Raw genomic sequence first — 22,629 nt, forward strand, 5'->3', positions numbered from 1 at the left:
TTAATTTTTTAATATCTTAATAACAGTAAGTCCAATTATTTTTAAATCTAATAAAAAATTTTGTTTTGCAATATACGCTTTATCTTGTTTTAGCTTGTTTGGAATTATGCTTTCAACAAAAAATATTTCTGGGTTTTCGACAGTTTTAAGTAATTCGGCTTCTTGGATATAATTTAAAGAAGCCAAACTTGTAATTCCTGGACGTACTTGTAACACGCTTAAATCATCTTCGGAATAGAAGTTGATAAAATAACGAATTTCAGGTCGTGGCCCTACAAAACTCATGTCACCTTTTAAAACATTAATTAATTGAGGAAGTTCGTCAATTTTATATTTTCTTAAGAGGTAACCTAATGAAGTAATACGCTTGTCTTGAAGTCCCAAAGTGAGTAATCCTTTTTTTTGGGAGTTTTGCTTCATGGTTCTAAACTTATAAATATTAAAATCATGGAAATCTTTCCCAACTCGACTTTGTATAAATAGAATAGGCCCTTTAGAGTCTATTTTAATAAGAATGCTTATAATACAAAGAAATGGAAGCAGAATAATTAAGCCTAAAATCGAAAAAGTAACATCAAAAGCACGCTTTATCATTAATCGTTTTCTATTTGTAAATTGGTGATGGTGGCAGTATCTGCGCAGTTTTCAACGGTTAAAATAATGTCTTTTTCATTCAATTCACCTTCAACTAAATACACACCGCAAGGTTTGTGTCTGGGGTCACTTTCAGAAAAATTAATGTCACCTTTCTTCAAAATGCTTCTTATTCCCATAGAATCAATAACGTTATTTGAAATAAATTCCGAAATAACGCTGTTATAAACAATCGTTTTAGAGTTTATGTTTTTTAAAACTCTAGCGTCCGGACCATAGCTGCAAGAGGTTTTTTTTCCGTTTAAAAAGAATGCTAAAATGATTAACCCCATAGAAAATCCGCCGAGGTAATAGCCAATACGCTGAATAAGTTTCATTTAAAAATTTTTGATAATAATTTAAGCAGGTTTAATTAAAATATAAGTAAATTAATATCGCTATATTCTAAACCAAACCATTCTCCAACAGATTTACTTGTTAAAATGCCGTGGTAAAAATACAACCCATTTTTTAAACCGCGATCAAAACGCAATGAATTTTCTAAACCACCATCTTCGGCAATTTTTAATAAATAAGGCGTAAAAATATTACTGATACAAACTGAAGCTGTTTTGGAATATCGTGCAGGAATATTGGGGACACAATAGTGCACGACATTATGTTTTATAAATGTGGGATGTTTATGTGAAGTAACTTCGCTCGTTTCAAAACAGCCCCCCATATCGATACTGACGTCGATAATAATAGCGCCTTTTTTCATGTGTTGCACCATGGCTTCGGAAACAACTACTGGTGCTCTATTTTTTCCGCGTATAGCGCCAATAACAACATCGCAACGTTTTAAAGCTTTACTTAAATTTTTGGGTTGAATAGTGGAGGTATAAATAGGACGCCCTAAATGCGTTTGAATTCTACGCAATTTGGTTAAGGAATTATCGAATACTTTTACGTTGGCCCCTAAGCCAATAGCACTTCTACTAGCAAATTCGCCAACAGTTCCAGCCCCTATAATAACCACTTCTAAAGGCGGAACGCCACTAATATTGCCAAACATAAGTCCGTTTCCGGTACTCGCATCTGAGAGTAATTCTGCAGCAATAAGTACCGAAGCTGTTCCAGCAATTTCACTTAGCGATTTTACGGCAGGGTAGGCGTTATCGGAATCTCTAATAAACTCAAAAGCTAAAGCTGTGATGCGTTTAGCAGCTAAGGTTTCAAAATATTTTTTGTGCTGTGTTTTTAACTGTAGCGCAGAAATTATTATGGTTTGTGGATTGATAAGTTTAATTTGTTCTAAACTTGGTGGTTCCACTTTTAAAATCATGGGACAAGCAAAAACTTTTTCGGCATCTTTAGTGATTTCAGCACCAGCTTCACTGTAATCTTTATCGCTAAAATTAGCGCCTTCGCCAGCGCCAGACTCTAATAATACCCGATGACCATTACTTGTTAAAGCGTAAACGGCATCTGGTGTTAAGCAAACGCGCTTTTCTTTATAGGCGGTTTCTTTAGGGATACCAATAAATAATTCGCCTTTCTTTCTAAATATTTCAAGAGTTTCCTCTTGTGGTAAAAGTTGCTGTTTAGTAAAAGGTGATAGAGGTTGCTTCATGTTTTCGTATTAAAAAAAATCAAATTACAAATAAATTTTGTAATTCAAATCAACTATATCTAAAATTACAATATGAAAATAAACCTTATATCAAGTTTTAATTATTTTAGATGAATATTCTCCAAATTTGAGCTACTAAAAAGGTGACAATAAAACCAGCAATAACCGGAAGAATAGAAGCAACCACCGTCCATTTAACACTATTGGTTTCTTTGTAAATAGTATATATGGTTGTGCTACAGGGGTTGTGCAACAAACTAAAAAGCATCACGTTTATAGCAGTAAGTAAGGTCCACCCCCCAGCTTTTAAAATATCGGCTGTGGCGGTTACCGAATCTAATTCGAACATAACCCCATTACCAACACCTCCGGCAATACCAGTAACCATAACGGTAAGCATTAATATGGTTGGGATTACAATTTCATTGGCAGGAATAGCCACCACATACGCAAGAAGAATAACGCCATTTAGCCCTAATAAAAAGCCAAAACCATCCAAGTAATTAATAGCCCAAGAGGCTAAACTTAAATCGCCTATAGTAATATTTGAAATTAACCAAATAACCGCTCCGGCAGGTGCGGCAAAAACAATAGCACGCCATAAAACAATCATGGTTCTATCGATTAAAGAGGTATAAATTGTTTTCCAAAATACAGGAGGTCGATAGGGTGGTAATTCTAAATTAAAGGTTGAAACTTCTCCTTTTAAAACGGTTTTCGATAACGCCCAAGAAAAGAAAAACATAAAAGCTATACCTAAAATGGCAATACCAATTACTGCCAATAAAGAGGCTAAACTTGAATAAGATTCGGGAACTACAGCACCAATAAAAATAGTTGCCAATAGTATTTGTGTAGGCCAACGGCCATTACACAACGAAAAGTTATTTGTTATAATAGCAATTAATCGTTCTCTTGGACTATCAATAATTCGGGTGGCAACAACGCCAGCGGCATTACATCCAAAACCCATACTCATAGTTAAGGCTTGTTTACCATGGGCTCCCGATTTTTTAAATAGGTTATCCATATTAAAAGCAACTCTTGGTAGATAACCAAAATCTTCCAAAAGGGTAAATAACGGAAAAAATATAGCCATGGGTGGCAGCATAACAGCTATAACCCACGCTACTGCAAGATAGACACCATCAAACAAAAACCCGTTTAACCACCACGGGAAACCTAAATTTGTTCCGGTACTTTTTAAAAAGGGATGTATATTGTCTAATAATATTGTGGCTAGCATAGAGGAGGGGTAATTGGCGCCAATGATAGTTAGCCATAATACGGCACCTAAAATAAATAGCATAATGGGAAAACCCCAAATTCTGCTGGTTACAATTTTATCTATTTTAGCATCGAGTCTAAAATTCGATTTTTTATTATCTTTAATTACAGTATCTTCAACAATTTTAGAGGCATCGGCATAGATGCTTTCGGCTAAATTATCATGAAAATCATCACCAATTTCCCAGCGTAATTCTTCGGATAATGCAATAATTTCATCTATATTTTTAGTATTCATTAGTTGCTATTTTACCAGTTTTTAATGCTTCTATAATTTGAGTGTCGCCTTCTAATAATCTAAAAGCAATCCATCGACTATTTGAAATATTTGGATACTGTTTTTCTATAGTATCGCTTAATTCTTTAACCGATTTTTCAATATTTTTAGGGATATTTTTTATTCTACGCGGTTTACATGTTATTTTTCCATTGGCTAAATCGCTAACCGTTTGAATAAGCTCTGGAATCCCTCTTTGAAATCTAGCACTTGTAGGTACCACAGGAATACCAAGATCTTTAGCTAATATTCGTGTATCTATTTCAATATGATTGCGTTCGGCTTCATCTATTAAATTTAAGCATAAAACGGCGTTATTAGTAATTTCGAGTATTTGTAATACTAAATTTAAGTTTCGCTCCAAACGACTCGCATCTACAACAATAATAGTTACGGAAGGTTTTCCGAAAAGGATAAAATCACGAGCAACTTCTTCATCTTCCGATGTTGATAACAAAGAGTAAGTCCCTGGTAAATCAACCAATTTATATTTTTGTTCGTTATATTCAAAACCTCCTTCGGCTCTAGTTACGGTTTTCCCGGGCCAATTTCCTGTGTGCTGACGTAAACCGGTAAGGGCATTAAAAACGGTACTTTTTCCTGTATTTGGATTGCCCGCAAGGGCAACAACAAAATCAAAATCATCTGTTTTTACACCTAGTTTTTTTAGTCCATCGGCATTAAAATGTGCACAGGTTTCGCAAGCACTTTTTGTTTTATTTTCCATGACTAATTTTGTTTATTAAAATTTTTGCTGCTTGGTCTTTTCTTAAAGCAATGGCGGTTCCTTTTATTAAATAAGCTTTAGGATCACCTAGAGGATTTAGTAAATCGATACCAACCGTAGCACCTCTTACAAACCCTAAATCCAAAAGCCGTCTTCTGCTTTCGCCTCTCGATTCTTTAGAAAGTCCTATAATTTTAGCCGTTTCCCCCATTTTTAAACTAGACAAACGCGCTATGTTATCCTCTTCTAAATCACTTTTTTCTAAAACAGAAACGGTAATATTTCCAGCGACAATAGGCGCTAAAACAAACTGTTCTCCTTCCGAATGAAACACCACACGAGTACTATTGTTTTCAACAACTCTAACAATAGAATATAAGTGTATGTTTTCGGCTAAAATTTGTTTATAAATAATATCGGGCTCATCTTCAATATGAATAATTTTGGCCACTGTATTTTCTTTAACAGACGATAAATGAACACCTCTTTTACTTACTATTTTCCCTTTTTTTGTAGGGATGGGATCGCCGTGCGGATCAAATTTTGGATTTCCTAAAAGAGATGATAAGTTATTAATATCAGTAGGACTTAATTCATGCTCTTTTCTTTCGGCTCTTTCATGCCATTCTGTTTTATGAAAACCTGTTTTTTCGGATAAATATTTTTCCCAAAGTCTATGTGCTCTAATAATTTGAAGTGCATATTCATTACCATTGCTAGTTAATTTATAACTATCGTGCTCTAATATAATGAGTTCGTTATCCATCATTTTCTTTAAACTTTCAATAATAATGGTATTGGGGAAATTTAAAGTATTGGTTAAGTCGATGGTGCTAATCGAGTTATTGGAGGTTTGGTTATGATATAAATATTTTAAAATATCTTCTATAATAGTTTTATCCTTTTGGTGATACATACTTTTTAGGAAAAAGTATATTCCTTTTTTAGGTCTGAAAACAAAAAAAAGCAATATGCAAATTCCGAAAAATATGGCTAAACTCGTTATGGGTGTATAATTCATATTTTTAAGTATAAATTCTTAATCACATTTTCAGAAATATTAAATTGTTTTTTATCTATTTCTATTTTAATTGAATTGTCAAAATCCTCCTTATCTACGACTTTAATTTTAGCGCCAATAGTAATATTATTCTTGGTAAGATATTTTAAAAATTTATCCGAATCATCTTTAACTTCAACAAAAACACCTTCGTCATCAATATTTAATTTACTTAAACAAACGGTTTTAATAGTAGCGAAATTACCGTTAACATCGGGAATGGGATCGCCATGAGGATCTACCTTTGGAAAGTTTAAAAAAGCATCCAATTCATTGGTTAATTTTTCCGACTGAATGTGTTCTAATTGTTCGGCTATTTCATGAACTTCATCCCAACTAAAATTTAATTTTTCAACAAGAAAAGTCTCCCAAAGTCTATGCTTTCTAACCACTGCAAGCGCCACTTTTTCACCTTTAGTATTCAACTTGGCACCTTTGTATTTTTGATAAATTAGCAAATCTTTTTTAGCCAATTTTTTAAGCATATCGGTTACCGAAGATGCTTTGGTCTCTATCTTTTCGGCAAGTAAATTGGTGTTTACATCCGTTTGGTGTTTCTGTTCTAAACTATAGATTTCTTTAATGTAGTTTTCTTCGGAGTTTGTAAGCATATAAATAAGTTTAAACAAAAATAAAAATAAATTTTTAGATAAGTCTAAATTAAAAAATAAATATGATAATAATTCTAAACCATAACACGCAATTCTTCATTTAAGAGACAAATAAGAGACAAAAAAACAATCTGATAGTTTTAAAAGGCATAATTGCTAACTCAAAAAATGAGAATAGAATTTTAAGGTTTTAGGTACTTTAATAATACCAAATTTGAAAAACGACTGAATTAATCACAATTGGATATCGTTTAATAAATGAAAACAACGACGAAAATCTTATCGCAATTGTTCACAAAATTGATAGTTTTTAAATTCATAATATTAGAAAAGTATGGCGAGTGAAGATAATAAAAATAATTACGTTTTAGTGTCAAAATAAAGGGCGTTGCAAGTTTGTAACATCTGGTTTTCCTTCAAAAAACAGGTGCATACAACCCCGTAATTATTCGTATACAACAAGGTTTAAAGTCAAATAAAAGTTAATAACTGTATTAAACTTAAAAACCCGAAATCCCCATATACTCCGCTCTTTTTTTATCTTAAATCTCTTATTCGAAAATGCTTTTTTTCTTACAAGTTAGAAGAATATGATATTAGTCATTATGTATGTTTTTTTATTACTCTAGTTTAGCCACGAGGAATGAAATGCTTAAAATTTTACTATTAAATTTTATGAATTATTACGAGTTCTCATTATTCTTTAAATCAATTTTTATGAAAGCCACAAGACTTCTATTTATTTTTATGTTTTTTTTTAGTTTTTATTCTTATACACAAAGCAATAAATTAAGAATAAATTTAGATAACACCGGAAAAACATACATAAAAGGATCGCTTAGAATGCAATTATGGGCACGGTATTTTGATACAAACCCAGGAACAACTATTAATGGAGAAATTGCCAATAATGTATTTGATGTTTCAATAAGACGATTACGGGCTGGTATTAATGCACAGTTAACGCCTAAGTTATATGTTTATGCTCTATTTGGTGGTAATAATTTGAATAGTAAAAAAGAAAAAGATTTTCAATTTGGGGTGTTGGATTTATACGCCGAATACGAATTTTCTAAAGCCTTCGCTGTAGGTTTTGGTGAATCTGGATGGGAAGGATTAAATCGATGGAATGTAAGAAGTAGTGCAACCTTAATGGCTGTTGATGCACCTATTTTTTCATTATTAACAGTAAATAAAAATGATGACCTTGCCCGTAGTTTAGGATTGTGGATTAAAGGACAAATTAGCAAATTCGATTATACTTTAGCATTAAAAAACCCTATTCAATTTGGTGTTGCCCCTATTGAAGGCAAGGTAGATTATGCTTATAATAAGCCTAGAAAAAGAATATCGGGTTATGTTAAATACGAATTTTTGGATAATGAAAGTAACAAATCGGCGTATAGTGGCAGAGCTGGCACATATTTGGGTACAAAACACCTATTAAATTTAGGAGCAGGTTTTATGAATCAGGCAAAAATGACATCACAGCTGGTTAATGGAGAAGAAATATTCTACGATTTTAAAAACTGGGCAATCGATGTATTTTATGATGCTCCCTTTAATAATGAACAGGGAAGCGCCATTACTGCGTATTTAGGGTATAATCATAATGATTTTGGCCCTAACTATATTAGAAATGTTGGAGCTAACGATATTACTTCGGGTGGAACATCTTTTAACGGTAGTGGAAATGATTTTCCTATGATGGGAACTGGAAACACCTTGTTTTTTCAATTGGGATATCTGCTTGCCGAAAACAAAAAAAATTATCGATTACAGCCAAATATAGCCATTCAACATTCAGATTTTGATGCTTTGGATAACACCATGATTGTGTACGATTTAGGTGTAAATTGCTTTTTTAAAGGCCATAGTAACAAGCTTAGTTTAGGATACCAAAACAGGCCCATTTTTCAAAACATTAATAATCAATTAAAGGTCGATGAGCGCAAGGGCATGTTCATTTTACTGTATCAAATTGTTATTAACTAAAAAGAAGTTAGCTAGAATTTATTTTGTGGACCTGTTTTCAATTAGATTTTGTATGGCATAAAACAAACGGTTTTTCGCATTGTCTTGAGAACCAAAAATAGAACGAAACAGTTCGCCTTTTTCTGAAATGAGCAACCATTGCGGAGTTCCTTCGGCTTTTAATTCATTATAAACCCGATGTTGTTTGTCTATATAAATAGGAAAAGGAATTTCTCCACTAGTAAAAATGGCTTTAATTGAAGCTTTACTCGCTGCTCTATTAATAAAATCGGCATGGATACCTACAACTTGAATTTCTGGGTATTCTTGCTGAAACTCATAAGCTAATGGTATAGCACGACCTGTACAACCTAAACAGTCATTGTTATAAATAATAAGTAATAATACCTTGTTTTTATAAGCTGTCATTAAATCTACCGCATGGCCGTCTAAATCTAAAACAGGAATGCTTTGTATTACTTTATTCATTTTTTAATTGTTTAGATAGATTACAAAATTAGTTATTTATTGTTTTAAGTTATCATATGAAATTATAATTTGAAACCTATAAAAATAAGATTTGTATCTGCTTAGAAATTAATCTATTTTAAGGAGTAAGATGATAATTTATGATAGATTTATAATAAAAATATGAGGTGTTGTGTAATTTTGTTATTCAAGATATGGAACTAGAACCTTCAAATATCATGATTAATTTAACCTAATGAAAACACAAAAAATAGCTTATTCTATATTAGATCTTGCTCTAGTTTCTCAAAATTATACTCTAGAACAAACCTATAATAATACTTTAGCACTCGCACAACAAGCAGAAGCATTTGGTTATACACGGTATTGGTTAGCCGAACATCATAATGCGTCTAATATTGGTAGTAGTGCCACAGCAGTATTAATTGGGTATGTTGCCCAAGGTACAAACACGCTTAGAGTAGGTTCTGGCGGTATCATGTTGCCCAATCATTCACCGTTAATTATTGCAGAACAGTTTGGCACATTGGGAACTCTGTATCCAAATAGAATTGATTTAGGATTAGGAAGGGCACCAGGAACCGATAGAGAAACTGCACTAGCCATACGCTCAGATTTTATGTCTGCCGCACAGTCTTTTCCAAATGAAATAGAAAAAATTCAAAAGTATTTTTCAATTGAAAATGCCACTTCTAAGGTTCGCGCAACGGTTGCCGAAGGTGTAGATATTCCACTTTATATTTTAGGATCTAGTACCGATAGTGCTCATTTGGCAGCAAAAAAAGGATTGCCTTATGCCTTTGCCAGTCATTTTGCAACCCGTTATTTATGGCAAGCAATTGATATTTATCGTAAAGAATTTCAACCATCGAAAGATTTAAAATCTCCATATGTCATGGCAGGTGTTAATATCATTATTGCCGATACTGATGAAGAAGCTCAACAGTTATACACCTCTTTAATCCGAATGATTATAGGGATATTTACTGGTAAGCGGGATTACGTGCAACCGCCTACAGTACTAACAAAGGATTTAAAAGCAATGATACAAAACCCGCAAGTGCATCAAATGCTAAAATATGCTTTTGTAGGTAGTAAAGCCACCGTAAAAAAACGGGTTGAAGAATTTTTGGAACAGACTAAAGCAGACGAACTTATTGCTGTAACCAATATTTATGGCATTAAAGAAAAGATACGATCGTATCAGTTATTTTCAGAAATTATGACCGAATTAAAGTAATTTAATTCAACAACTAGTATATTTACTTGTTATGTGTTAAAATAAAAAAGGTGCTTAAAAATAATAGAGATAAACTTTATAGGTTAGATAAAAACAGCCCAATAAACTTGGTGTTATCTGGTGGAGGCATGAAATGTGCGGCTCATTTAGCATTGTTGGAAAAAATAGAAGCCTTAGGTTTAAAAATTAATGCTATTTCTGGTAGTAGTGGAGGGGCTCTGGTTGCCGCTTTATACGCCTCTGGTTTATCGACTCAAGAAATTTTAGAAATATTTAAAAATACAAGTCTATTTAAGTTTAGCTATTTAAGTATTGTTAAAGCGGGACTTTTCGATACGTTTTTATTTAAATCGATTATAGAAAATAAAATTAAAAATAAATTTGGCGCATTAAACCTTCCAATTTACGTTACCGCTTCTAACATGCAAACAGGAAAACCACGTTATTTTTGCAAAGGAAAATTATTAAAACCTGTATTAGCATCTTGTGCTATCCCTGGCATTTTTAGTCCAATATCAATCAATAAAGTTCTATATTCTGATGGCGGTATTTTAGATAATTTTCCTATTCAACCTTTTATAAAATCAGGGTTACCAATAATTGGTAGTTATGTAAGCGAGCCTGCAGTAAAAACACCAGAGCAATTAAACACCACATTAAAAGTTGTAGCACATGCGTCATATTTAAGAGCGCATTCTGCAGAAAGTTTTAAATTTAATTTTACAAAAGTAACAATTAGTTTTCCGTTGTCTCACTATTCTGGTTTAGATAATAAGGAGGCAGAGAAAATCTATAAAGCATCTAAAGATTATTTGGATGATTTTAGTATCTAAGGTTTTAATATATTAATGTTCGTTTTAAAGTAAAAAGATTAATGCCATTCTTATTCGTTCAAATAAATTCATTGCATTTTTGTAAAACCCGATGTTTTTTTTAAACCACATTAATTATTACATTACCTCTTTTATGACCTTTTTCTACATACTCGTGCGCTGCTTTGATATTTTTTAAAGAAAAACTTTTATCTATAACAGCTTTAAAGTTTCCGGTTTCAAAATACGTTGTTAGTTTTAACAAATAGCTTGGTTTTATTTTTAAAAAACCGTCATCAACCGATGCGTAACGCCCATTTAAAGTAAGCCTATGCTTGCATGCTATTTTTAAAGGTGATGTTTTATTTTTTCCTACAGCGTCCAAAATGAAATTATATTTTTCTAATTTATTGACGGCTTTTTTGTTTGTATAATCAATAACTTGATCTGCACCAATTGATTTTACCAATTCAAAATTTTTCTGGCTACAAACAGCAGTAACAGTTGCGCCATGATGTTTAGCAATTTGGATAGCTGCAATTCCGTTAGCTCCAGAAGCACCATAGATTAAAACCTTTTGCCCAATTTTTATATTGGCATTTCGCATGAAATATAAAGCTAATACACCTCCGTATACAATAGCAGTAGCTTCTTGATGGCTCGCATTTTTAGGTTTAAGAGCTACCTCTCCTGATTCCATTTCTTTTGCAGAGATGCACTTATATTCTGCATAAGTTGCTCTACTTACTCCTGTAAACCCAAAAACTTCGTCTCCAATATTAAAGTTAGAATTAGTATTATTATCTTCTATTACACCGGAGAACACTAAACCAAGTATAGGGTTGCGTGGTCTTTTAAACCCAATAAAAACACGCATTCCAAATTTCATTAATTGTTTTATAGGAAAATAATGTGCACCTGGTACATTTAATCCACGAAGCAGACAATCGCTAGCGGTAACAGCGGTTGCGTATATTTTTACTAAGGCTTCATCTGCTTTGGGGATAGGTTTATTAACTTCCGCCCACCGTAATACATTAGGCTTTCCATATTTTTTGCATAATACAGCTTTCATTTTTTTCATAAAATTTATTTTTTCTTATTCTAAGTGCTCCAACTTGGCATTATTTAATGTGTCATCTCTGTGTTATTCTAGAAAGAAATGTTAAACAAAAATAGAGATGAATGATGCTTAATACTTAGAAAAAACAATCTGTTGTTAGGATAAATCAATCATTTCTCTATATGCGATAGGGGTAAGGCCTTCTTGAGTTTTAAATATGCGTGTAAAATAAGATTGATCGCTAAACCCTAATTGTAAGGCTATTTCTTGGATAGAAAAATCTGTTTGAAAAAGTAAAACTTTGGCTTCATTAATTAATGACTCTTTAATCCAAACAGAAGGAGATTTCTGGGTAATTAATTTAATTGTTTTATTTAAATGATTTGGACTAATATTAAGCATTGAAGCATAATCTGAAACCAGATGTTGGGTTTTTATATTTTTGTGAAGTAGTTCTTTAAACCTATTGGTAATTGTGACCGCTGTTTTATTTTTATGGTTTGAAATTGGTTGATAATTAATATTTAAATCGCAGAGTGTAGCGATAAGATAGGATTGAATAATAAGTTTATTTTGCAGGCCATTGGTAGTATATTCTTCCCTAATTCTAGCTAAGGCTTGAACTAAATATTTTGCCGATTTGTTTTTTAATTTAATTATAGGGTTTCCCCAAACAGTTAAAAACTCGAATGATTTGAATAAATCCTGACTACCGATTTGACCAATTAAAAAATCATTACTAAATCCACAAATAAACCCTTTTCCTTTTTTTCCTTCATTGTAGTTTTCTAAACTATAGCTAAATACCTTTCCTGCAGGAATGATAATACAATTATTTTTATGAATTTTAGTGGAGTGAAATCCAACTTTCATAACTAACACACCACTTCTTAGAAAAATAAGTGTATGAGTTTTTGCCTTTACAGGCGGAACAGGAGGTCGAGAAATTTCAGTTAAATCTTGTAAACTCGCAATATAGAAGTTTTCATAACCCTTTTTGAAGATATTATTTCGTTTTGAACCAAAGCACATAAAAGATTCCAAAAGTTCATTTGGTTTAAGGATTTTTATTTTTGATTCCATTTGTACTATTTATTTTATTTCCGTTAACGGTTAATAACTATTAGGATCTGATTGATTTAGTACTTAACCTTTAAAGTGCACCAAATTGAAATGTTTAACTCTATAATATAATTTCAGGTTAAAATTAAACTATTTATTTATATAGTATATTAACTGTTTTCAACTCTAATGTATATGTTATCTTATTTTGTTGTATCACATAATTGCTTTTATTGTGCATTTTATTACGTAAGCCTCATAATTAGATGGTTACTAGCGGTAAAATTAATATATTTTTAAAATTACAGGTTTGTAGAACGGTTACTGGGTATAGTAGTTTTAACGTATTTATATTTTGAAACAAGATAGATAATCCAAAATAATATGCTAATCTCTATAAAACTAAAAAACAAATAATGTTTAGTGTTTACACCGGTAATTAAACTTCCTGTTTGAACAATAACCATTATAGCGCTAATACTTATATTTACAATTTTAAAAGCCTTGTTTTTTAAAATCAAAGTAATTACAATCATCAACATAGGAATTTCCATTAACATGGAAACTCCTAAAAGAAAAGATTCTGAAAATTCAATTCCTCCAGCATTCCCATATAAAAGTTTATTTAGAAAAACAGAATCGTATAGCGAAAACAAATCACAAAAAATGTAATTAACAGTGAGTAAAGTCCATAGTTTAGAAAGGATATTCTTTTCCATATTCTTAAAAATTAAATCCAACATGTAAACCTGGTTCTGCAAAAAACAATTTAGACCATTTATCGTCTTGTTGTTTAAATCCTATAGGCATTTTGGTATGATACGGGCGATGCGTAATTGCTAACGAGGGCTCTATAAAAAACCTTTTTTTGAAAAATTTAATATGATAACCAATTCTGTATGTGTTAAAAATTTGAAAACCACGATCAATTTTTTTATTATTTTGGTTTATAAAATCTTGCCAAGCACTCATGACATGAACAGCTGTGTACAAACCATTCCATAGAAAACGTTGATAAACAATGGCAAATCCTTTTTCTTTTACATAACCAGGAAAATTTTCTTTTGGGTCTGTTTTTAGTGGCCCCCAAGGTATTCCAATAGGTTCATAATATCGCCATTGCTTTAATTCTAAAGCAATAACATTTTTTGTGTTTATTCGATATCCCAAATTGAGTTGAACAAAACTTGGACTTTCATTGTCCGGTATAAAATTTAACAATACAAAAGCGGTACTCCCAATAATACACGGGTGTTTTTTAATTTCTTCTTTTGTGTATTGTGCATATAAATTGGTAGTAGCAAAAAGTAATACGAACAAGGTTGTTTTAAGGATTTTCATAATTTTAATCATTTATTGATGACGTAAAATTAGATACGTTTCTACCTTAAAAACGTTCACTAAAGTGAAGAAACGGTTATTACTTATTTTTTTCTACAATTCTAGCTTTTATTCTACTTAAAGATTGTGGTTTTACACCTATAAAACTTGATAATTGGTGTTGCGGTATTCTTTGGATAAGGTCTGGCCTATTGTTTAGTAAATTTAGGTATCGTTCTTCGGGAGATGATATTTTAAAACGATCAAAATCTATTTGTTGTTTGGATAAATTTTCTTCGGCTAAGATTCTACATAATTTTTCGAATTTTGGAAATTTTTCAAAGACTTCTTTTTCCATTTCTGGAGTAGACATTAGGAGTATCGAATCTTCTACACAGCTTATGTAATATTCTGATACTTCTTTGGTAACCACACAGGTTGGTGTTAGTCCTTCTAACTCTGTATAAAAAGCGGTTGTTTTTTCATTTCCATCCACATTATAGTATTGACGAATGCATCCTTTTAAAACAAAATAGCCCTTATTAGATTTTTCATTTTCTTTTAGTAAAATATCTCCCTTTTTTTTAGAAGAAAAAATACCCAACGAATTTATTACATCCTTCTCGTGTTTGTTTAAATTAATATATTTAGAGATAAAATCAAATAATAAATTAGTCATTGTTTATTTTTTTTGTATTCCATTTAAGAACCATGCAAAAAATTATACTGTGGTCTTGCTGTACAAATTAAGAAAAAGCTTTTATAAAATGGTATAAAAATAAAAATTGATGCCATGAAAAAACACCTAATACCTAATAAGGAAGTGGTTAAGCTGTAGAATTAGGATTTAATACCCTTACCTCGAACAAAAAATTCAAACCTTATTGGATTAAACAGGCTCATAAATGCCTATTGTTTTGCGTGATAGAATATCATTTTTATAGTTTCTTATAGCTATAGCAAAACGCACGTATTATAGCGGTGTAAGTAAGCTATATTTTATGCTACAAACCGCATTAAAAAAACAAAATATTAGTTGTTAATTCATAAAAAAAAAAGCCCTTTTTAAGGGCTTAAATATGCTTGTTTTATAAAGTTATAGATTTGCTTATTTATTACAGGTATTGGCATCGGGGATTTTTTTTATTCTATACCAAATTCATTAAAAAGGTGTTGAATAGCTGTATCAAGAACTGTATCATTTCCAGCTTTAATATCTGCTTCTGTATTTTTTACATATACATCGGGTATATGACCAATACCATCTAAACTTTCTCCATTTGGTAATAAAAACTTTTGAATTGAATATTGGTAATGCCAACCGTTTGGTAAAAAACGCATATTGCTTAGCGTAGAAAAATCTCCTGCTGTTGTATCACCAATTTGTATAACATTATTAAAAGCTTTCATATGAAGTAAAAACACTTCTCCTGCACTAATAGTTTTTCTATCGGTTAATACAACTACAGGTTTGTTGTATGTATTACTGTTATTAAATTTAGTAAAATATTCAGTTTTGGAATCAAAATCATTATGGTTTGGCCCATTTCTGGTTTGAACGGTATACACTAAATGTCTTCCATCTGAAAAAGATTGTGCTATTCTTGCGGAATACCGGTCTTCTCCACCGGTGTTTTGACGTATGTCAAGAATAATAGCATCATAAGCTTCTAATTTAGCAACTACATTATCCATAACAGCAGGATTGCTTCCATCCATGGTGCCTAAATAGATATATCCAATATTTTTGTTTTTAATTTTAGAATAAAGCAGGTCGTCTTCAGAAGAGATTGTTGTTATTTCTTCAATATATTTTTCTTCTATAAGTGTTTTACTTATTTCATTAATTGACTGCTTATTTAGTTTATATCCAGATCGATAACTATTTCCGTTTCCGTCATACATCACAGTGTGGCTATCATCTAGATGCTCTAGGAGATTGGAAAAAAGAGTCCATAATTCATCATCAGACTGATTTTCATTAACCTGTGGTTGATAGCGATCATATAGATCATTCCAATTAATATCTCGGATAACAAATAAACTGTAATGTTGGTCAAAATCATTCCATAAAATCTCAAAATTATTTTTTTTTGTATTGGGTTCGTTTTCTTCAATTATAACCTTGGAACAAGATGTTGCTATAACTAAGATGAGTATTGTTATTATTTTTTTCATATTAAAATTTGTAAGATATACTAGTTGAGATAAGGTTGGAAACACTTTTTACTTTATTGATTTCAATTACTTTTTTAATGTTTAAAGTATAATTTAACCTCCAGTTGATGTGATTGGATATTTCTAGGTTGTAGTTTATGTTCCATGCAATGGCTTTATATTTTTTGAAAGAGGTTAGTTCTCCATCAAAAATAATGTTTACAGGGGTATCTTGGTTTTCTATAATAAACTCATTTATTCCATTATAAGGAGGTCTACTTAAATATTGTAAAAAAGGAATAGTAACCGAACCTTCTATAAACTGTTTGGTGTTTAACTGTTTGGTAAATGCTCCTGTAAATGATAAGCCATTTGTTGTGCTATAGCTAAAAGCATCTTGATCAAACCAATCCATATAATAAACGTCTAAATTATAAGTTAAACCAATATAGAATTTGGTAGTTTTAGCAGAATGCGATAAGCTTTTTAAATAAGACGCATTGAAAGAACCGGTATAATAACTAGTTTCAAAAGTGTCATTTACTCCCGATTCTAAAAGGCCATCGCTATAATTTATGTTTAATTTTAGAATATTTTTTTTTCGTTTTTCATAAAAAAGGGAATAAGATAAGCCTTCTCCTTTTTGGTTTAGGGGCGATAAATTTTGATCGTTAAGGTTATCAAAACGATAGCCAATATCGAGACCAATATATTTTTTAGAAGTTGAAGTTACGCGCTGTGCTTTAGCTGTTAATGCAAGCAAAAAGGCAGCGATAATGGTTGTTGTTTTTAGTTTCATTTGGTACTGTGTTTTATCAGTCCAAATTTATTTCACTTTTTATTTTAAAGTCTTATTTGAAATCAAGAAATTAATTTTTCTGAAAAAATTCTTTTTTAACGCGGCTAAAAGTTTCAGGCGTTAAGCTTAGGTACTCTGCAATTATGCGCTGTGGAATTTCTTCTAAATAGCGTTTTGCATTTTCATTGGTTTTCATAAAAATTTCAAATCGTTTGTATGCATTCTTATTTTGAAGCATATAGGAACGTTTTTCTCTTTCAGAATGGGTTTTTTCCCACGATTTTGAATAGATATAATTAAAGGCATGATTTTTATATCTCAGTTTTTCTGCAGCCTCTTTTTCAAGGTAAAGTATTTCTACGTCGGTTAATGCGGTTTGGGTTTCTATGCTCGGACTTTCATCTAGATAACTTATTAAGTTATTATAGTACATACCTGATAAAGAAATATCATTTGTAAAAACCTCGCCATCAATCATAATAGTTTGTAGAACTATGCCACTTAGCACCATACTTGTTCTTCTTTCTATTTGTCCATAACTTAAAATTTCGTCTCCTTTTTTGTACCGTTCTGTTTTGGTGTTTTTGATAATAAGATCAAATTCGTCTTTACTTAAAGGATAAATTTGAGAAAATAAGAGGTAAAGTGTTTCTTCCATTTTTTTTGATGTCTGGTCCAGAAATATGGCTATCGGGTAAAATTAAATTTAAGCTGATGATTATATATCATCTGGTATTTTAAAGTTTAAAGATAAATGTAATCTTTTTTGGTTCTATTAATTAATTGTTTTTTTTCGAACTCTTTTTTCGTGAGCAACTTTATGGTTTGGTTAAGACAACATTTGTTATTTAAATAGCGGTAGCATAAGTAAACAACGGTTTATTTTGCTTTAACCTTATTTATAAAATGGAATGGCCATTATATTGACCTTTAAATTTTGGTTTTAAAAACAGATATTTTGGAAAATAAATGCCCTTAAAAGAACTTAAATCTAGTTTGTTTTATAAAACTATTGGTTTGTGTAGCGGTTAGAATTATTACCCGAAGACTTATAGTTTAGTTTCATATTCCTCTAATTTTTTCCAAATGTCTATAAATTCTTTTATTCCTTCCTTTTTTAAGTCCGTATTTACAATTAAAAGTTTACCAATTTTGGTTTTAGTGTTGAAGAACATATGGGTTGCAACTCCTGGATCACCTCCGGTATGACCTATTTGTTCATGAGCAGAAATCCCCATAAAAATACCTATATTATATTCATCGTTATAAACACTTTCATTTCTTTCAGTATAATTTACATTGGTCAATTGTGGTTTAAATAATTCCTTATAGCTTTCATTTTTTAAGATGTTACCATTTCCGCTATAGCCTGCAATTAATTCACATAAATATTTTCCTAAGTCAGATGCCGAGGTTATTAAACCGCCATCTGGATAATTGGCCAATTGATAAAATGCTAATTCTGTTTCGTTGTCTATATATAACTTAGAGTGTTTTGAAATATCAACCTGCTTAAAAGACCACCCCGAATCAAACATTTTTAAAGGTTTCAAAATATGTTCATTGGTAAACTTATTAAATGATTGATTTGTTGCTTTTTCTATTATTAAAGCGGCTAATCCTGCCGCAACATTTGAATATTTAAATAGTTCTCCGGGTTTTGTTTTTATAAAATTATTTTTCCTATACCATTTTCCGTCTTTACTTAAAATATTTTTTAAAAATTTATCCAGAGCTATTTTTTCATCAGGTGAACGAAAATTGCTGTTTACTTGAGCTTCTTTATTCTCTTTTTCTTTTAAAATGTAACCGTTCTTCTCATATTTAGACGGGTCTTTAATACTAGAGGTGTGCGTTGCTAATTGCCTTATGGTAATATGATTAAAAGGGAAATAAGGATTTCTTACATCAAACGGCAGGTATTTGTTTATATCCTCGTCTAAGTTAAGTTTTCCAAGTTCTTGAGCTTTAAGCAATGCAATACCTATAAAAGTTTTAGAAATGGAAGCAATGTTTTGAATGGTATTGTTAGTGTATTTCTTGCTTGTTTTAATATTAGAGTATCCAAAACCTTTTTTGTACAGAATACCATCTTGGTTTACAATAGCTACAGAAAAACCATTAATATATTTTCTTTCGTATATTTTTTCAAGCCCCTTAGATAATTTTATTGAAATAGATTTATTTGTCTGGCCATAAATTCTGCCGATAAATATAAACAAGAGTAACGATATAATTATTTTTTTCATTTCTATATAATGTTGAATTCATCTGATTATTCCTGAAATATGAAACCTAAAAGCATAATATACAAATATACTTTTTACGAGATAACAATTTATCATATCTGTAATTTATAAGGAGTAAAAAAGGAATATTTCACATTAAGCTTAATAAATTTACAATTAAGTAAAGTGACGCCTTGTATTTGTTTTTATTAGATTTTGCTAAACCTTGTCATGCTATATTTTTTAAGAATTAATTAGTAAAACAAACAGATGTTTTCTAAATTATATTTAATAATATTGCAAAACATGAAAATCAGTTGGTTTAAAAGCAGTATCTCGTATTTTTTTATTGCCCTTTTCTTTACAATGGAAATGGCAAGTTTTCATGTTTTATCTCATAATGATCATGATGATCATGGTGCGGATTGTTCTATATGTATTCAAATAAATGTAACTAACTTAACACCAATTCTTAGTCCAGATTTTGATTATTCACCAATTGAATATATTGCATTTACCGTAAAAAGAGATACAGATAACACCTACAATTTTTTGGGTTCAAATATAATTGATCCAAACCAACTCTTTTCTAGACCACCACCTTCTGTTTTATAATTTTTCTATGTTTTTTTGGAGTAAAGTTTATTAGTATACATCAAAGGTATGCAAATTTTTCTACTAGATATTAGCAAAATGGCTTTGGTTTAATAGTCTACTTTTTTTATCCATTAGTGATATAAAAACATACTAAAACTTTATGCAATTCATGTTTTTGCATTTGCTTCATTAGCCTTTTTTAAGGTCAACTAGTCCAGTTATGGGCATCATTTTTTAATCTATTTCTATTTATTATGTATTTCAAGATACTTAGTATGTGGCTATGTTTTAGCATATATACAAATCTATTTGCCCAGAATTCTTTTCAAATTAAGGGGTTAGTGGTAAGTGCAAAAACCTTACAACCGGTTGAAGGCGCTAATATTATAGGTAAAAAGCATTTTGCCATTTCCTCGAACACAGGTGAGTTTACAGTAAATAATTTGAGTAAAGGCACTTATATATTTACAGTATCACATATGAGTTATGCCGAACAAACCGTGAGTGTTACCATTGAAAAAACAACCGTACCGCTTAAAATATTTTTAACCGAGGCCCCAAATGTACTTTCTAGTATTGAGGTTATCGGAAAAACAAACAGAAGAAAACTAATGGAAAGTCCAGTAGTTGCACAAAACATATCGAAAACCTTTTTAAATAATAATAGGGAAAACAGCTTGATGCAAACGTTAAGTAAAATTCCTGGGGTTAACACCATAAATATAGGCTCGGGACAATCTAAACCAGTTATTAGAGGTTTAGGGTTTAACAGGGTTGTGGTGGTACAAAATGGTATCAAGCATGAAGCCCAACAATGGGGTAACGACCATGGATTAGAAATAGATCAATATGGTATAGAACGTATTCAAATAGTAAAAGGACCAGCTTCCTTGGTTTATGGTTCCGATGCTATTGCGGGCGTTATTAATATTCAACCCAATGCTATACCTACACCAAATTCTTTTAAAGCAGAGGTTAATATAACTGCCGAAAGTAATAATGACTTATTAGGTATATCTACTGGATTAGAATCACGAAAAGAAAACTGGTTTTACCGTGGTCGATTAACCTACAGAGATTATGCAGATTATAAGGTGCCTACAGATGTTATTAATTACGAAAATTATGTTTTTAAATTAGATAATCATAATTTAAGAAATACAGCAGGGCAGGAGGCTAATATGAGTTTTAGCGTGGGTTATACTTCAGATAATATCACATCAGAAACATTTTTTAGTAACGTTAATGCGAAAAATGGTTTTTTTGCTAATGCCCATGGATTAGAAGTTAGAAGCTCTAGTATTGATTATGATGGGTCTAATAGGGATATAGATTTACCTTTTCATAAAGTAAATCATTTTAAAATTACTAATAACTCCTCTTTCTCTAAAGGAAACCATACGTATCATGTTAATTTTGGGTTTCAAAATAATTATAGAGAAGAACATAGTGAGCCTGTGCCACATGGCTATATGCCAAAACCAGAAAACAGTAGAGAAAGAGTGTTTAATAAAAACACCTATGCTTTAACTATAAAAGATGATTTTAAACCCAATACGAAACACGATATTGTAATGGGGTTAAATACAGAATTTCAAGATAATAATATTGGTGGTTGGGGATTTTTAATTCCTAAATATAACAGATTCACCGTTGGCGTTTTTGCTTACGATCAGTTTGAAGTGCGCCCAAATTTACATATATTAACTGGGTTACGATACGACTTTGGGGTGCTAGATACTCAAGGTTATTTCGATTGGTATTCTTCTAAGGTTAATAATAACGATGGTACCACCTCTAACATTTATTTACAAAGATCCCAAGATAAAACTTTAAATTTCGGAAACATTAGTGCCTCCACAGGACTTAGTTTTATAAATAATAACACAACTTATAAAATTAATATAGGAAAAAGTTTTAGAATGCCTTTACCTAATGAATTAGCATCCGATGGTGTTAATTATCATATGTATCGATATGAACAAGGAAACTTAGATTTAGACTCCGAAGAATCGTATCAATTAGATCTAGATATCGAGCATACAGCAAAAAAATTTTATTTTGGTATTAGTCCTTTTGTAAATTTTTTCCAAAATTATATTTATCTCAATCCAACTCCAAATTACTATGAAACTTTACAAATTTATGAATATACTCAAGCTAAGGTTTTTAGAATAGGTAGCGAACTTAGTGCTAGTACAAGTGTTTTTAATAATCTAGAATTAAACGCGTCTGCAGAGTATGTATTTTCTAAACAAACTAGCGGACCAAAAAAAGATTTTACTCTCCCTTTTGCACCTCCATTATCTGGATTGTTTTCAGCAAATTATCAACTTAAAGATATGCTAGGTTTAAAAAAAACACAGCTTATTGCCGAGTATAGAATTACCGCTGCGCAAAAGGAAATTGTACCTCCAGAAGAAGTTACAGCCGGTTATCAAGTTTTAAACCTTTCGCTATTAACCCAAATAAAAGCTTTTAAAAATACAGATGCGCTTAACATTAGGTTAAAACTAAACAATGTATTTAATACAAAATACTACAACCACACCAGTTTTTATAGGTTAATAGATGTTCCAGAAGCTGGTAGAAACATATCTATAGCGCTAACAGTACCATTTAACAAATAATCAAATTAATAATTAAACAATGAAAACAACAGTTATGAAAACAAAAATTAAATCTTTAGCAATTGTAGCACTAGTAGCCACCTTTTTATT

Annotated in this window: 20 protein-coding genes and 1 pseudogene; 5 read left to right on the plus strand and 16 right to left on the minus strand. The window is 31.1% G+C overall.

Annotation, left to right across the window (positions count from 1 at the left end):
* The 6 genes and pseudogenes from FQU21_RS05125 to FQU21_RS05150 form a co-directional block, all read right to left on the minus strand.
* Positions 1–594: a sugar transferase gene (locus FQU21_RS05125; RefSeq protein ID WP_147676914.1), complete on the minus strand. Its 594-nt coding sequence runs from the start codon at positions 592–594 to the stop codon at positions 1–3.
* Complete coding sequence (locus FQU21_RS05130; RefSeq protein ID WP_147676915.1) at positions 594–971, minus strand: DUF4258 domain-containing protein; 378 nt, start codon at positions 969–971, stop codon at positions 594–596. The genes FQU21_RS05125 and FQU21_RS05130 overlap by 1 nt, the downstream gene beginning before the upstream one ends.
* Positions 972–1,006: 35 nt before the next feature.
* Positions 1,007–2,206 (minus strand): alanine dehydrogenase, encoded by a 1,200-nt coding sequence (locus FQU21_RS05135; RefSeq protein ID WP_147676916.1) that lies wholly within the window; start codon positions 2,204–2,206, stop codon positions 1,007–1,009.
* Positions 2,207–2,312: 106 nt separating this feature from the next.
* Positions 2,313–4,497, minus strand: a pseudogene (feoB, locus tag FQU21_RS05140) (ferrous iron transport protein B).
* The gene (locus FQU21_RS05145; RefSeq protein WP_187269323.1) at positions 4,487–5,413 is read right to left on the minus strand and encodes a metal-dependent transcriptional regulator; all 927 of its coding nucleotides are present in this window, start codon (positions 5,411–5,413) and stop codon (positions 4,487–4,489) included. Before FQU21_RS05145 ends, feoB begins: the two are co-directional and overlap by 11 nt.
* A 101-nt stretch (positions 5,414–5,514) precedes the next feature.
* Positions 5,515–6,168 carry a metal-dependent transcriptional regulator gene (locus tag FQU21_RS05150; protein WP_147676918.1) on the minus strand — a complete coding sequence of 218 codons (654 nt, stop codon included), beginning with the start codon at positions 6,166–6,168 and terminating at the stop codon, positions 5,515–5,517.
* Positions 6,169–6,885: 717 nt separating this feature from the next.
* Between FQU21_RS05150 and FQU21_RS05155 the strand changes: the two genes are divergently transcribed.
* Positions 6,886–8,163 (plus strand): porin, encoded by a 1,278-nt coding sequence (locus FQU21_RS05155; protein WP_187269324.1) that lies wholly within the window; start codon positions 6,886–6,888, stop codon positions 8,161–8,163.
* Between the two features lie 18 nt (positions 8,164–8,181).
* On the opposite strand, the gene FQU21_RS05160 is transcribed toward FQU21_RS05155, so the two are convergent.
* Entirely contained in the window at positions 8,182–8,631 is a 450-nt protein-coding gene (locus FQU21_RS05160; protein WP_147676919.1) for a TlpA family protein disulfide reductase, read from the minus strand.
* 235 nt (positions 8,632–8,866) lie between these two features.
* Here FQU21_RS05160 and FQU21_RS05165 point away from each other — a divergent pair, with 235 nt between their 5' ends.
* Positions 8,867–9,871, plus strand: a complete 1,005-nt coding sequence (locus FQU21_RS05165) for an LLM class flavin-dependent oxidoreductase (protein ID WP_147676920.1) — start codon at positions 8,867–8,869, stop codon at positions 9,869–9,871.
* Positions 9,872–9,921: 50 nt separating this feature from the next.
* Positions 9,922–10,704 (plus strand): patatin-like phospholipase family protein, encoded by a 783-nt coding sequence (locus FQU21_RS05170; RefSeq protein ID WP_147676921.1) that lies wholly within the window; start codon positions 9,922–9,924, stop codon positions 10,702–10,704.
* Positions 10,705–10,804: 100 nt separating this feature from the next.
* Here FQU21_RS05170 and FQU21_RS05175 read toward each other — a convergent pair whose 3' ends face one another.
* The 9 genes from FQU21_RS05175 to FQU21_RS05215 all read right to left on the minus strand — a co-directional run bounded on the left by FQU21_RS05175 (position 10,805) and on the right by FQU21_RS05215 (position 19,333).
* Positions 10,805–11,767 (minus strand): NAD(P)-dependent alcohol dehydrogenase, encoded by a 963-nt coding sequence (locus tag FQU21_RS05175; protein WP_222707993.1) that lies wholly within the window; start codon positions 11,765–11,767, stop codon positions 10,805–10,807.
* A 135-nt stretch (positions 11,768–11,902) separates the two neighbouring features.
* Positions 11,903–12,829 (minus strand): helix-turn-helix domain-containing protein, encoded by a 927-nt coding sequence (locus FQU21_RS05180; protein ID WP_147676922.1) that lies wholly within the window; start codon positions 12,827–12,829, stop codon positions 11,903–11,905.
* A gap of 281 nt (positions 12,830–13,110) precedes the next feature.
* A complete protein-coding gene (locus tag FQU21_RS05185) occupies positions 13,111–13,527 on the minus strand; it encodes a DUF6326 family protein (RefSeq protein WP_147676923.1) in 417 nt (138 codons plus the stop codon).
* Positions 13,528–13,531: 4 nt separating this feature from the next.
* Complete coding sequence (locus FQU21_RS05190; protein WP_147676924.1) at positions 13,532–14,149, minus strand: hypothetical protein; 618 nt, start codon at positions 14,147–14,149, stop codon at positions 13,532–13,534.
* 79 nt (positions 14,150–14,228) lie between these two features.
* Complete coding sequence (locus tag FQU21_RS05195; protein ID WP_147676925.1) at positions 14,229–14,807, minus strand: Crp/Fnr family transcriptional regulator; 579 nt, start codon at positions 14,805–14,807, stop codon at positions 14,229–14,231.
* 464 nt (positions 14,808–15,271) lie between these two features.
* On the minus strand, positions 15,272–16,306 hold the full coding sequence (locus tag FQU21_RS05200) for a S41 family peptidase (RefSeq protein ID WP_147676926.1): 1,035 nt from the start codon (positions 16,304–16,306) through the stop codon (positions 15,272–15,274).
* A gap of 1 nt (position 16,307) precedes the next feature.
* Positions 16,308–17,084 (minus strand): hypothetical protein, encoded by a 777-nt coding sequence (locus tag FQU21_RS05205; RefSeq protein ID WP_147676927.1) that lies wholly within the window; start codon positions 17,082–17,084, stop codon positions 16,308–16,310.
* A gap of 70 nt (positions 17,085–17,154) precedes the next feature.
* Positions 17,155–17,742 (minus strand): Crp/Fnr family transcriptional regulator, encoded by a 588-nt coding sequence (locus FQU21_RS05210; protein ID WP_147676928.1) that lies wholly within the window; start codon positions 17,740–17,742, stop codon positions 17,155–17,157.
* Between the two features lie 391 nt (positions 17,743–18,133).
* Positions 18,134–19,333, minus strand: a complete 1,200-nt coding sequence (locus FQU21_RS05215; RefSeq protein ID WP_147676929.1) for a serine hydrolase domain-containing protein — start codon at positions 19,331–19,333, stop codon at positions 18,134–18,136.
* A 285-nt stretch (positions 19,334–19,618) separates the two neighbouring features.
* Here FQU21_RS05215 and FQU21_RS05220 point away from each other — a divergent pair, with 285 nt between their 5' ends.
* On the plus strand, positions 19,619–19,927 hold the full coding sequence (locus FQU21_RS05220; protein WP_147676930.1) for a hypothetical protein: 309 nt from the start codon (positions 19,619–19,621) through the stop codon (positions 19,925–19,927).
* Positions 19,928–20,184: 257 nt separating this feature from the next.
* Positions 20,185–22,539 carry a TonB-dependent receptor gene (locus FQU21_RS05225; protein WP_262712747.1) on the plus strand — a complete coding sequence of 785 codons (2,355 nt, stop codon included), beginning with the start codon at positions 20,185–20,187 and terminating at the stop codon, positions 22,537–22,539.
* Positions 22,540–22,629: the final 90 nt, after the last annotated feature.

This window comes from Algibacter pacificus (assembly GCF_008033385.1).
GTDB lineage: Bacteria > Bacteroidota > Bacteroidia > Flavobacteriales > Flavobacteriaceae > Algibacter > Algibacter pacificus.